13 protein-coding genes are annotated in these 12,039 nt (G+C 65.5%); 9 read left to right on the forward strand and 4 right to left on the reverse strand.

Translation table 11 applies throughout. The features are described from left to right. Positions 1-75: 75 nt before the first annotated feature. Positions 76-264 carry a hypothetical protein gene (locus tag PGN27_RS12965; protein WP_042509514.1) on the forward strand — a complete coding sequence of 63 codons (189 nt, stop codon included), beginning with the start codon at positions 76-78 and terminating at the stop codon, positions 262-264. Here the strand turns inward: PGN27_RS12965 and nirD are convergent. Continuing rightward, entirely contained in the window at positions 230-601 is a 372-nt protein-coding gene (gene nirD / locus PGN27_RS12970) for a nitrite reductase small subunit NirD (protein ID WP_241472441.1), read from the reverse strand. The genes PGN27_RS12965 and nirD overlap by 35 nt on opposite strands. After that, positions 598-3,165 carry a nitrite reductase large subunit NirB gene (gene nirB / locus PGN27_RS12975; protein WP_335326478.1) on the reverse strand — a complete coding sequence of 856 codons (2,568 nt, stop codon included), beginning with the start codon at positions 3,163-3,165 and terminating at the stop codon, positions 598-600. Before nirB ends, nirD begins: the two co-directional genes overlap by 4 nt. Before the next feature lie 219 nt (positions 3,166-3,384). On the opposite strand from nirB, the gene PGN27_RS12980 reads away from it, so the two are divergent. Beyond that, on the forward strand, positions 3,385-3,801 hold the full coding sequence (locus PGN27_RS12980; protein WP_030136846.1) for an Hsp20/alpha crystallin family protein: 417 nt from the start codon (positions 3,385-3,387) through the stop codon (positions 3,799-3,801). Between the two features lie 67 nt (positions 3,802-3,868). Here the strand turns inward: PGN27_RS12980 and PGN27_RS12985 are convergent, their stop codons facing one another. Beyond that, the gene (locus tag PGN27_RS12985) at positions 3,869-4,627 is read right to left on the reverse strand and encodes an isocitrate lyase/PEP mutase family protein (RefSeq protein WP_036463418.1); all 759 of its coding nucleotides are present in this window, start codon (positions 4,625-4,627) and stop codon (positions 3,869-3,871) included. Between the two features lie 114 nt (positions 4,628-4,741). Here PGN27_RS12985 and PGN27_RS12990 point away from each other — a divergent pair, with 114 nt between their 5' ends. The 5 genes from PGN27_RS12990 to PGN27_RS13010 all read left to right on the forward strand — a co-directional run bounded on the left by PGN27_RS12990 (position 4,742) and on the right by PGN27_RS13010 (position 9,029). After that, entirely contained in the window at positions 4,742-5,035 is a 294-nt protein-coding gene (locus PGN27_RS12990) for an Rv0250c family protein (protein WP_019511717.1), read from the forward strand. Positions 5,036-5,081: 46 nt separating this feature from the next. Beyond that, entirely contained in the window at positions 5,082-5,903 is an 822-nt protein-coding gene (locus PGN27_RS12995; RefSeq protein WP_036463417.1) for a succinate dehydrogenase subunit SdhC, read from the forward strand. Positions 5,904-5,934: 31 nt separating this feature from the next. Then, a complete protein-coding gene (locus tag PGN27_RS13000) occupies positions 5,935-7,866 on the forward strand; it encodes a fumarate reductase/succinate dehydrogenase flavoprotein subunit (protein WP_335326479.1) in 1,932 nt (643 codons plus the stop codon). A 2-nt stretch (positions 7,867-7,868) separates the two neighbouring features. Continuing rightward, the gene (locus PGN27_RS13005; protein WP_030136842.1) at positions 7,869-8,618 is read left to right on the forward strand and encodes a succinate dehydrogenase/fumarate reductase iron-sulfur subunit; all 750 of its coding nucleotides are present in this window, start codon (positions 7,869-7,871) and stop codon (positions 8,616-8,618) included. Positions 8,619-8,867: 249 nt separating this feature from the next. After that, complete coding sequence (locus tag PGN27_RS13010; RefSeq protein WP_335326480.1) at positions 8,868-9,029, forward strand: hypothetical protein; 162 nt, start codon at positions 8,868-8,870, stop codon at positions 9,027-9,029. Here the strand turns inward: PGN27_RS13010 and PGN27_RS13015 are convergent. Next, positions 9,026-9,508, reverse strand: coding sequence for a flavin reductase family protein (locus PGN27_RS13015; RefSeq protein WP_335326481.1), 483 nt, complete (start codon positions 9,506-9,508; stop codon positions 9,026-9,028). The two genes, PGN27_RS13010 and PGN27_RS13015, sit on opposite strands and share 4 nt — an antisense overlap. Before the next feature lie 168 nt (positions 9,509-9,676). On the opposite strand from PGN27_RS13015, the gene PGN27_RS13020 reads away from it, so the two are divergent. Together PGN27_RS13020 and PGN27_RS13025 are read left to right on the forward strand one after the other, a co-directional pair. Then, entirely contained in the window at positions 9,677-11,389 is a 1,713-nt protein-coding gene (locus PGN27_RS13020; protein WP_335326482.1) for an AMP-binding protein, read from the forward strand. A 9-nt stretch (positions 11,390-11,398) separates the two neighbouring features. After that, positions 11,399-12,034, forward strand: coding sequence for a GAP family protein (locus tag PGN27_RS13025; protein ID WP_335326483.1), 636 nt, complete (start codon positions 11,399-11,401; stop codon positions 12,032-12,034). Positions 12,035-12,039: the final 5 nt, after the last annotated feature.

A 12,039-nucleotide genomic window follows, 5' to 3' on the forward strand; every position in this document is an offset into this window, starting at 1 on the left:
CAAATGGCTTCGGTGGGGCAGAGTGAGCGTTTGCGCGCGCACTTGGTGAGCGCGTTGCAACAGGAAAATCGGCCCATGACGACGGCCGAGTTGCGAGATTACGTTCTGCGACAGGGTGATTCGGTCGCGGTCATCGAGTCGGTGTATCGCAACCTGACCGTGCTGCAGCGCCGCGGTGACGTGGTGCGCCATCCCGGTCCCGGCCGCGACGCCCAGTGGGCGGCCGCGGTCACGCAGCGATCTGCACAAGACCGTCCGGCGTGACCCTGGTCCGGTAGACCGGCAACGATACCGCCGGATCGTCAAGGCAGACTCCGTCATCCAAGGCGAATGCCTGCTTCTTGATCGGAGTCTGCACGCAGGCCCGCCCGCCCCGATCCCCCACGATGCCGCGCGATATCACGGCCGCACCGGAGAACGGGTCGATGTTGCCCACCGCATGCAGCGAGCCGTCGTCGAGCCGGAACAGGGCCGCCTGCAGACCGCCGGGCAGTAACACCCCGACGCCCCGATTGGGCAGTAACCGGTCCAGCGGGCATGCTGTTGTCCAGACCGTATTCGTGTTGGCTGCAAGGTCTTTACGATCATCAGTGATGGTCATTTCGCATCCTCCTGCGGCGTGAACTTCGGCATACCGATGGCGACCGGTACCTTGCGTCCCGAGGACTCGGTGAACTCGATGGTCGGGTCGGCCACCTCGGGAGCGTTGACGAAGGACACGAAGCGCGAGAGCTTTTCCGGATCGTCGAGAACGCCTTTCCATTCGCAGGCGTAGCCGGCCACGTGCCGGGCCATCGCCTCCTCGAACTCGGCGGCCAGGCCCAGCGAGTCGTTGCAGACCACGTCGCGGACGTGATCCAGTCCACCGTCGAGCGCCTCCAGCCACGGTGCGGTCCGCTGCAACCGGTCGGCGGTACGGATGTAATACATCAGGAACCGGTCGATGTAGCGGATCAGCGTCTCGTCGTCCAGATCGCCGGCGAGCAACTGGGCATGCCTGGGCGACATCCCACCGTTGCCACATACATAGAGGTTCCAGCCCTGCTCGGTGGCAATGATGCCGACGTCCTTACTCTGCGCCTCGGCGCATTCGCGGGCACAACCGGATACCGCCATCTTGATCTTGTGCGGTGCGCGCAGACCGCGGTAGCGCTTCTCGATCTCGACGGCCATGTCGACCGAATCCTGTTGCCCGTAGCGGCACCAGGTACTGCCGACACAACTCTTGACGGTGCGCAGCGACTTACCGTATGCATGCCCGGACTCCATGCCGCCCTCGACCAGACGCCGCCAGATCTCAGGCAGTTGGTCCACCCGGGCACCGAACATGTCGATGCGCTGGCCACCGGTGATCTTCGTGTACAGGTCGAAGTCCCTGGCGATCTCCCCGATCAGGATCAGCTGCTCGGGGGTGATCTCACCGCCGGGTGATCTGGGCACCACCGAGTAGCTGCCGTTCTTCTGGATGTTGGCCAGGAAATGGTCGTTGGAGTCCTGCAGCGAGGCCTGCTCACCGTCGAGCACATGGTCGGAACTGGTCGACGCGAGAATCGAGGCGACCGTGGGTTTGCAGATATCGCAACCCTTTCCGGTGCCATACTTCTCGATCAGCCCGGAGAACGTGCGGATCTCGGTGGCCCGGATGAGTTCGAACATCTCGGCGCGGGAATGACTGAAGTGCTCACACAGGGCCTTGGACTGCTCGACACCCTCGGCCTCCAGCAACTGCTTGAGTAGCGGCACGCAGGAACCGCAGGACGTGCCAGCCAGCGTGCACTTCTTCAGACCGGCGACATCGGTGCAGCCGCCACAGATGGCCTCCTTGAGATCGCCCTTGGTCACGTTGTTGCAGGAGCAGATCTGGGCTATATCAGGCAGCGCGCCGACCCCCAGCGCGCCCGCACCGCCGTCACCGGCGGGCGCGATCAACGACAACGGGTCACCGGGCAGTTCGCTGGCCACCATCGGGCGCAGCACTCCATAGGAGGAGGCGTCGCCGACCAGGATCCCACCCAGCAGAGTTTTGGCGTCATCGGAGAGCACCAGCTTGGCGTAGGTCTGTTTCACCGGATCGTTGACGACGACGTCGAGGCTGTTGGGGGTGCGGCCCTGTGCGTCACCGAAGCTGGCGACGTCCACGCCGAGCAGCTTGAGCTTGGTCGACATATCGGCTTCGCCGAATTCGGCGGCGCCGCCCAACAATCGGTCGGCAACCACTTCGGCGCTCGTGTAACCCGGCCCGACCAGGCCATAGCAGCGGCCCTCGATGGCGGCGACCTCGCCGACTGCGTAGATATCGGGATCACTTGTCACACAACCCCGGTCGGTCATCACGCCACCACGCTGCGCGATGTCCAAACCGGCGGCGCGGGCCAGTTCGTCACGGGGACGCACACCGGCGGCGAAGACGACCACTCCGGCGTCGATGGTGGTGCCATCGTTGAGGGTGAGGCGAACGCCATCGTCATCCTGGGACTTGCGCAGCGGCCTGTTGCGCTGCGTCGGCGCAATGGTCTCGGTGCCGACACCGGTGTGCACCTCGATACCGAGTCCGCGGATCATCCGGTTGAGCAGGGCGCCACCGGCCGGATCGAGCTGGGCGGCCATGAGATGCGGCGACATTTCCAGAACGTGGGTCTGCAACCCGAAGGCGCGCAACGCATTGGCCGCCTCCAGCCCGAGCAGCCCACCGCCGATCACCACCCCGACGGGGGTCTTGGACTTGGCCGCGGCGAGCGAGCCCGCGCGGATGGCATCCAGGTCGTCCAGGGTGCGGTAGACGTGACAGTGCGGCAGGTCATGCCCGGGCACCGGGGGCACAAAGGCATACGAGCCGGTGGCCAGCACCAGCGCGTCATAGCTCAGGCACTGCCCGTCGACGGTGGTCACCGTCTTGGCTTCCCGGTCGATGGCCTTGGCGGGCATGGCAAGCCGCAACGCCACGGCGCCATCACCGGCATAGTCGTTGCCGGGCAGCGCCAGCTGCGCGCGGTCCCAGTGCTCGGTGTAACCGGTCAGACCGACGCGGTCATAGGCGGCATCGGCCTCCTCGGAGAGCACCGTGATCCGCCAGATCCCCTCGGTGTCGCGGGCCCGCAGGGCCTCGACGAAGCGGTGTCCGACCATGCCGTGTCCGACCACGATCACATGCTTGGCTGCCTTCATACCGGAGACGGTAGAAAGCCGATATTGCCGCAATGTGCCCTCGTGTGAAGTGGCCGTCACGGCTTCCTCACATGTCCGGCGCGGAACGTGTGAGTGCTTCGCTGACGGCGAACGCCCAGTTGGAACTTAAGCGTCACCGACTCAAGTTCACTATTCAGAGGACCGGCACAGGGCTGGTCGCACCGACACCATCAGCACGAGGAACAGGAGACGATCCCCATGAGCAGCACCCCCGTACGTACCCGTCCCGCGTCGCCGGTCGATATCTGGCTGCGCGATTTCTTCGGCAACCCCGCGCCGGTCTCGGCGGACTTCCATCCGGCCGCCGAGGTGGTTCGTGACGGTGACGACGCGGTCGTCCGTCTCGAGCTGCCCGGCGTCGATGTGAACCAGGATGTGCACGTCGAGCTCGACCGTGGGCAACTGGTGATCCACGGCGAGCGCCGCGACGAGCATTCCGAGGGCCGCACGCTCTCCGAGGTCCGCTACGGCGCGTTCCGGCGGTCATTCAAGGTACCCGCGCAGGTCACCGGGGAGGCCGTCACCGCGTCCTACGAGGCCGGGGTGCTGACAGTCCGGGTGGCCGGCGTGTATGCCGGCACCGAGCCCCAGCGCATCGCCATCACCACCAAGTAGGCAACACGAAACGAGGCCCCGCGACATGTCGCGGGGCCTCGCCGTGTTCTGTTCGGTTGGGCGGGAACTACTTCCAGGGGTCGACGAGCTCGGTGATGCGGCTCGTCAGCGCACCCTGCAGGAACGGGCCGAAGCTGATCCGGCCCACGCCCAGCGGTCCGAACCGAGCCGGGTCGTCCTGCCCCGGCAGCGCGATCGCGTTGACCGGCAGCGGTAATGCTTCGACGAGGCGGCGATAGGTGTCGTCGTCATGGCGGCCGACGGGATACAGACTGTCCGCCCCTGCCTCGGCGGCCAGCTTCAGCTTGTGCACCGCACGGTCGAACCGGTCGGCCTCGTCGCCGACCTGACGCAGGAACAGATCGGTGCGCGCATTGATGACGACGTGCACGCCGGCGGCGTCAGCGGCCTTGCGCAACTCCCCGACCAACGCGGCGTGGTCCTCGTCGGACCGGATGCGCCCACCCTCGGAGTGCACGGTGTCCTCGATATTGAGTCCGACCGCGCCGGCCGACAGCAGTCCCTCGATCAGACGAGCCGCCGACTCGCCGTAGCCGGATTCGATGTCCACCGAGATCGGGACATCGACCGCGCCGGTGATCTGGGCGACCCGGGTGACCAGATCGTCGTAACTCATCCCCTCGCCATCGGGCTTGCCGACGGAATCGGCGACGGGGTGACTGCCCACGGTCAACGCCGTGAAACCCGCTTCGACCACGGTTTTTGCCGACCAGGCGTCCCATACCGTCGGCAGTATCGCGGGGTCACCGGGGCGGTGCAGCGCCAGCAGCGCGTCAGCCTTCTGCTTGAGGTCGTCGTTCGACATTTACGAGCCTTTCTGCGATGTAGACGTGATCTGTCTCACTCTCAACTGCGTGTTGTGGCTAACATCGAATGCGTACTGTGATCCTTGACACCCTTCAGCCCAAGGAGGTCACCCTTGTCCACCACGACTGAGCTTGCCGAACTGCACGAACTCATCGGCAACCTTCGCCGCTGCGTCACATCGCTGCGCGCCCGATACGGCGACGCCCCTGCGATGCGCCGCATCGTCAACGACGCCGAACGCATGCTCAACGATATCGACCGGTTGGACATCGATGCCGCGGAACTGGAGATGCGTGGAGCCCCAGCGCACCCCCGTGCCGCCGAGAAGATCACCATCCCCGATCACGACTACTCCAGGGACTTCTGGAGCGGTGTCGATGACGAGGGTCTCGGCGGCAGCCGCTAGACCGCAGGGGTGAAGAGCCCCGACACAACAGAAGAAGAGGGAATCAGTGAGCGCACCGACCTCGAATCCTCAAGGTACCGGCGTCTTCTCACCAACCAGAGCGAAGATCAAGGAGCGCACACTACGCACTGATGCGTGGTGGAAGTCTCCGCTGATCACCGATCTCGGTTTCGCCGCGTTCGTGATTTACGCGACGGTGCGGGCGTTCATGCAGAACAACTACTACGTCGCCGAGTACGGGTACCTGACCCCGTTCTATTCACCGTGCGTCAGTACCGGATGCGTGCCCGAGGCCAGCCACTTCGGCCAGTTCCTCCCGGATGTCTGGTGGTTGCCCTACGCGGCGGTGTCGTTACCGTTCCTGCTGCTGTTCCGGCTGACCTGCTACTACTACCGTGGCGCCTACTACCGTTCGGTGTGGCAGTCCCCCACCGCGTGCGCCGTCGCCGAACCGCACGCCAAGTACACCGGTGAGACGCGGTTCCCGCTGATCATCCAGAACACACACCGGTACTTCTTCTACCTCGCGGTGCTGATCTCGGTGATCAACACCTATGACGCGATCATCGCCTTTCACAAGCCCGACGGCGGATTCGGTTTCGGTCTGGGCAATCTCATCCTCGTCATCAACGTAGTGCTGCTGTGGACCTACACGGTGTCCTGCCACTCCTGCCGGCACGTCGCGGGTGGGCGCCTCAAGCACTTCTCCAAGCATCCCGTCCGGTACTGGATGTGGACGCAGATCAGCAAGCTGAACACCCGGCACAAGCTGTATGCGTGGATCACCCTGGGCACCCTGATGTTCACCGACTTCTATGTCATGTCTCTGGCTGCGGGCTGGTTCCCCGACCTGAGATTCGTTGGCTGACAGCTCAATTACGGATTAGTGAGGATTTTCAATGGGTGACCTGGAACGGCACACCTACGACGTGGTCGTGATCGGTGCCGGCGGGGCGGGACTACGCGCGGTGATCGAGGCCCGCGAACGTGGCCTGCGCGTGGCGGTGGTGACGAAATCGCTGTTCGGCAAGGCACACACCGTGATGGCCGAGGGCGGTTGCGCCGCGGCGATGCGCAACGTCAACACCAAGGATTCCTGGCAGGTGCACTTCGGTGACACCATGCGCGGCGGCAAGTTCCTGAACAACTGGCGGATGGCCGAACTGCATGCCCAGGAGGCCCCCGACCGGGTCTGGGAGCTGGAAACCTATGGAGCGCTGTTCGACCGGACCAAGGACGGCAAGATCAGCCAGCGCAACTTCGGCGGACACACCTATCCCCGGCTGGCGCACGTCGGCGACCGCACCGGTCTGGAGATCATCCGCACCCTGCAGCAGAAGATCGTCAGCCTGCAGCAGGAGGACAAGCGCGAACTCGGCGACTACGACGCGCGCATCCGGGTGTTCCACGAGTGTTCGATCACCGAGATCGTCAAAGACGGCGATCGCGTGGCAGGGGCCTTCGGCTACTACCGCGAGACCGGCAAGTTCGTGCTGTTCGAGGCGCCGGCGATCGTGCTGGCCACCGGCGGGATCGGTAAGAGCTTCAAGGTGTCGTCGAACTCCTGGGAGTACACCGGCGACGGCCACGCCCTCGCGCTGCGCGCCGGGTCCGGCCTGATCAACATGGAGTTCATCCAGTTCCACCCCACCGGCATGGTCTGGCCGCTGTCGGTGAAGGGCATCCTGGTCACCGAGGGTGTGCGCGGCGACGGCGGAGTGTTGAAGAACTCCGAGGGCAAGCGCTTCATGTTCGATTACATCCCCGACGTCTTCAAGGGTCAGTACGCCGAGACCGAAGAGGAAGCCGACCAGTGGCTCAAGGACAACGACTCCGCGCGCCGCACCCCTGACCTGCTCCCCCGCGACGAGGTGGCCCGCGCCATCAACGAAGAGGTGAAGGCGGGGCGCGGTACTCCGCACGGCGGGGTGTATCTGGACATCGCCTCGCGCATGCCGGCCGAGGAGATCAAGCGCCGGTTGCCGTCGATGTACCACCAGTTCATCGAGCTGGCCGAGGTCGACATCACCAAAGACGAGATGGAGGTCGGTCCGACCTGTCACTACGTGATGGGCGGTATCGAGGTCGACCCGGACAGCGGTGGCGCCGCAACGCCGGGCCTGTTCGCCGCCGGGGAGTGCTCGGGCGGCATGCACGGCTCCAACCGCCTCGGCGGCAACTCGCTGTCGGACCTGCTGGTGTTCGGCCGGCGCGCCGGACTCGGTGCGGCCGACTACGTGCGGGCGTTGTCCGCGGACACCCGGCCGAAGGTGTCCGAGGATGCGCTCAACCGGGCGACCGAGCTGGCGCTGGATCCGTTCGAGCCCAAGGCCAACCCGGAGAACCCCTACACCCTGCATGCCGAGCTGCAGGAGTCGATGAACGACCTGGCCGGCATCATCCGCAAGGAGGGAGAGCTGCAGGAGGCACTGGTCAAGATCGACGAGTTGAAGAAGCGCTACGCCAACGTCGCCGTCGAGGGCGGCCGCGTGTTCAACCCGGGCTGGCACCTGGCCATCGACCTGCGCAACATGCTGCTGGTCAGCGAGTGTGTCGCCAAGGCCGCACTGCAGCGCACCGAGAGCCGTGGCGGTCACACCCGTGACGACCATCCGCAGATGGACCGCACCTGGCGGAACAAGCTGCTGGTCTGCAAGACAGTCGACGGTGCGGGTGACAAGCCGGGCGACCCGGTGGTCCCCGACGTCGTCGTCACCCCCGAGGAACAACCGGTGATGCGGCCCGACCTACTGGCCACCTTCGAACTGTCCGAGCTCGAGAAGTACTACACCGATGACCAACTGGCCGAACACCCGGACCGGAAGGGCTGATCATGGCTGCTTACAACGCAAAGCTACGGGTATGGCGGGGCGACGAGTCAGGCGGTGACCTGCAGGACTACACCGTCGAGGTGAACGACGGCGAGGTGGTGCTCGACATCGTGCACCGGTTGCAGGCCACCCAGGCCGGCGACCTGGCCGTGCGGTGGAACTGCAAGGCGGGCAAGTGCGGGTCGTGTTCGGCGGAGATCAACGGCCGGCCGCGGCTGATGTGCATGACGCGCATGTCGACCTTCGACGAGAACGAGACCGTCACGATCACGCCGCTGCGGACCTTCCCGGTGATGCGTGATCTGGTCACCGACGTGTCCTTCAACTACGAGAAGGCGCGCCAGATCCCGTCGTTCACCCCGCCGAAGGATCTGCAGCCCGGCGAGTACCGGATGCAGCAGGAGGACGTGAACCGCAGCCAGGAGTTCCGCAAGTGCATCGAGTGCTTCCTGTGCCAGAACGTCTGCCACGTGGTGCGTGATCACGAGGAGAACAAGGAGAACTTCGCCGGTCCGCGGTTCCACATGCGCATCGCCGAACTCGACATGCATCCCTTGGACACCGTCGACCGCCAGGAGATGGCGCAGGACGAGTTCGGGCTGGGTTACTGCAACATCACCAAGTGCTGCACCGAGGTATGCCCCGAGCACATCAAGATCACCGACAATGCGCTGATCCCGATGAAAGAGCGTGTGGCCGATCGCAAGTACGACCCGATCGTCTGGCTGGGCAACAAGCTCTTCAGACGTTAGATCCTGCCGCTGACTCTGTGCTCACGGCGCAGAAGTGTGAGTAACCCGCACCCTGGGCGCAGTGTCAACGCGTACGCGCGCCGAGCGTGCGCGTAGATCGAGTTTCCGACCGAATTCTCGATCTCCATGCACCGTCGCGGTGACGCCCCCGCTTACACCGCGGCGCGATACCTGGGCGCCGCTGGACATGAGGCGTACGGTTGGTGACACAGACCACAACCGTCCGATCAGCGATGAGAAGGCAAGCTCATGTCACATCGAGAAACGATCAGCGTCAACGATATTCGCACCGCCATCCGAGAGCTCACGGTCCGTGCGCAGCTCGCCCGCAAGGAGGGCCGCTCCGGTGACGCCGCCGAACTGGACCGGCGGATCAGCGGATACCGCGAACAGCTGGCCGCCAGGCCCTAACTGCCGAGCTTGCGGAAAGTGCTGCGGTGGAACACGATCGGCGGCACATCGTGGACGACGATATCGCTGACCTGTAGCACGACGATGGTGTGATCGCCCGCGGGCACTTCCTGGGTGATTGTGCTCTCCAGCCACACGCTGGTGCCGTGCACGAACACCGCACCGGTCTCGCGCGATTGCGTCTCCAGACCCGCGAAGCGATCACCGGTCTTGGCCGCCAGCGTGCGCGCTGCCGCGTCATGCGACTCGCCGAGCACACTGATGCCCAGCGACGGCAGATTCTTCAGTTTGGGCCACGTCTCCGACGAGTTCTGCACGCAGAACGACACCAGCGGCGGGTCCAGCGACACCGGCACGAACGTGCTGGCCGCCAGGCCGATCCGCACCCCGTCGACCTCGGCGGCGATGGCGATGACGCCGGTCGGGAAATGCCCGAATGCCTCACGCAGCGAGGCCGGGCTCAGTTCAGTGTCACTCATAACACTTCCATCTTCACATGTAACGGTTCGCCACGGCGCGATCGGGGTGACCGCGCGCGAGCGGAAACTGCGCCCACAGACAGGACACACCTTCATCTTGGCCCCGATCCGCGCCGAGTGCCATGGTCACGCTCAGGCTGACCACAACCTTTGAGTAGCCTGACCCCCATGCCCAACGCGTCCATCCTGACCGTGCTGCGGGACCGCGCTGGTGACACACCTGACGGCCTTGCCTTCACCTTCACCGATTACGACCGTGATCCCGACGGTGTGCCCGAAACGCTGACCTGGGGTCAGCTCTACCGCCGCACCCGCAATCTGGCCGAGGAAATCAGTCAACACGGCGCACCCGGGGAACGCGCGCTGATCATCGCGCCCCAGGGCCTGCCCTACATCGTTGCGTTCCTGGGCGCCATGCAGGCCGGGTTCATCGCCGTACCGCTCTCGGCGCCGGTCCCCGGGTCACACGACGAGCGCACCAGCGCAGTTGTCGCCGACACCCAACCGGCGGTGGTGCTGACGACGGCCGCACTCTCGGATATCGCGACCCAGTACGTCGACGACGGGGCGGCGATGACCGCGGTGGTGTCGGTGGACACCCTGGATCTCGACGGCCGTGAGCCCACCGATACCGCGGACATCCCCGACGGCCCGGACATCGCGTATCTGCAGTACACCTCGGGGTCCACCCGCGCCCCGGCCGGGGTGATGATCAGCCATGACAATCTGGTCGCGAACTTCGATCAGCTGATGCCCGATTACCTGCCCCAGTTCGGCGGCGTGTTCCCGCCGCACAGTGCGCTGGTGTCCTGGTTGCCCTTCTATCACGATATGGGCCTCATGCTGGGCGTGGCGGCCCCGATCCTGGCCGGCACCCAGGCCGATCTGATGAGCCCCATCGCGTTCCTGACCCGCCCGGTGCGTTGGCTGCAGGCCATGGCGCGACATTCCCATGTCGTAACCGGCGGACCCAACTTCGCGCTGGACCTCGCCGCCCGGCGCACCACCGAAGCCGAGACCGAGGGCCTGGACCTTTCCGGTGTTCTCAGCATCATCTGCGGCGCCGAGCGGGTGCACCCGCCGACGGTCGCCCGGTTCACCGATCGGTTCGGCCCGTTGGGTTTCCCGCCGGAAGCGTTGATGCCGTCCTACGGTCTGGCCGAGGCGACGGTGTTCGTCGCCAGCGGTAGCCGTGGGCGGGCACCGAAGGCCGTGGAATTCGACACCGATCAGCTGGCGCAGGGGCACGCGGTCCGCGCACCGGGCGGCACACCGCTGCTGCGCTACGGCCTGCCGGAATCCTCCCCGCTGGTCCTGATCGTCGACGCCGAGACCGGCACACCATGCCCGCACGGCACCGTCGGCGAGATCTGGACGCACGGCGCGAACGTGTCCGCCGGGTACTGGCGCAAGCCCGACCAGACCGGAACCGGTTTCGGCGCAACGCTTGTCGACGGCCCCACCGATACACCGGCGACGGATTGGCTGCGCACTGGGGACCGCGGATTCATCTCCGAGGGCGAACTGTTCATCGTCGGCCGCATCAAGGACATGCTCATCGTGCGCGGCCGCAACCACTACTCCGACGATATCGAGGCCACGGTGTCGGATCTGACCCGCGGTCGGGTGGCGGCGATCGCGGTGGCCGACGAACAGGCCGAGAAACTGGTCACCGTGGTCGAGCTGAAGAATCGCGATCAAGACCTCGATGACCTGAAAAGCACCGTGACTGCCGCAATTTCGCGCGCGCACGGTCTGCAGGTTGCCGATATCGTGTTGGTCGAGCCTGGCTCGATCCCGACCACCACCAGCGGCAAGATCCGCCGCTCGGCGTGTGTCCAGCTGTACCGACAGGGGCAGTTCGTCCGGTTGGACGCGTAGCGCGTCCCGATGTGGATCACCCTCCTGGTCATGGCTGTCGCGGTCAGCCTGGAGCCCTTCCGCGTCGGCATGTCGGTGGTGATGCTGAATCGACCACGCCCGCAACTACAGTTGGCCGCCTTCTTGGCAGGCGGCTTCTCCATGGGCCTCATCGTCGGTGCGGTGGTGCTGCTGGTGTTGGATGCCCACCTGCCGGACTCCGCCCGGTTCACGCTGCCCAAGGTTCAGATCGTCATCGGGGTTGGCGCGCTGCTGGTCGCCGCGATCATCGCCGCCACCAAGGGCAAGCCACGCACCCCGCCAGATTGGGTGCGTCGGGCCCTGGACGGGCGCTCCCTGTGGGTGGCGGGTGCGGCGGGGCTGGGGATCGCGCTGCCCTCGGTGGACTATCTGGCCGCCCTTGCCGTCATCGGTGCCGCCGACGTGAGCGTCGGAACCCAACTGGCCGCCCTGCTGGTGTTCAACACCGTGGCCTTCGCGCTGGTCGAAATCCCGCTGATCGCTTACGTTTTGGCACCTGAGCGCACCAGGGCCACGCTCGCCGGGTTCAACGACTGGCTGCGGTCGCAGGGCAGGCGCGCGGTGGCGGCACTGGTCGCCGTGGTGGGCCTGGTGCTGCTGGCAGTGGGGTTCGCCGGTCTGTAGCTGAC

This window comes from Mycolicibacterium neoaurum, from assembly GCF_036946495.1.
GTDB classification, from domain to species: Bacteria; Actinomycetota; Actinomycetes; order Mycobacteriales; family Mycobacteriaceae; genus Mycobacterium; species Mycobacterium neoaurum_B.

Bases quoted from the DNA above. Each gene is read 5' to 3' on its own strand.
- PGN27_RS12965 (WP_042509514.1), top strand. From the start codon at position 76: ATGACGACGGCCGAGTTGCGAGATTACGTTCTGCGACAGGGTGATTCG.
- nirD (WP_241472441.1), bottom strand. From the start codon at position 601: ATGACCATCACTGATGATCGTAAAGACCTTGCAGCCAACACGAATACG.
- nirB (WP_335326478.1), bottom strand. From the start codon at position 3,165: ATGAAGGCAGCCAAGCATGTGATCGTGGTCGGACACGGCATGGTCGGA.
- PGN27_RS12980 (WP_030136846.1), top strand. From the start codon at position 3,385: ATGAGCAGCACCCCCGTACGTACCCGTCCCGCGTCGCCGGTCGATATC.
- PGN27_RS12985 (WP_036463418.1), bottom strand. From the start codon at position 4,627: ATGTCGAACGACGACCTCAAGCAGAAGGCTGACGCGCTGCTGGCGCTG.
- PGN27_RS13000 (WP_335326479.1), top strand. From the start codon at position 5,935: ATGGGTGACCTGGAACGGCACACCTACGACGTGGTCGTGATCGGTGCC.
- PGN27_RS13005 (WP_030136842.1), top strand. From the start codon at position 7,869: ATGGCTGCTTACAACGCAAAGCTACGGGTATGGCGGGGCGACGAGTCA.
- PGN27_RS13010 (WP_335326480.1), top strand. From the start codon at position 8,868: ATGTCACATCGAGAAACGATCAGCGTCAACGATATTCGCACCGCCATC.
- PGN27_RS13015 (WP_335326481.1), bottom strand. From the start codon at position 9,508: ATGAGTGACACTGAACTGAGCCCGGCCTCGCTGCGTGAGGCATTCGGG.
- PGN27_RS13020 (WP_335326482.1), top strand. From the start codon at position 9,677: ATGCCCAACGCGTCCATCCTGACCGTGCTGCGGGACCGCGCTGGTGAC.
- PGN27_RS13025 (WP_335326483.1), top strand. From the start codon at position 11,399: ATGTGGATCACCCTCCTGGTCATGGCTGTCGCGGTCAGCCTGGAGCCC.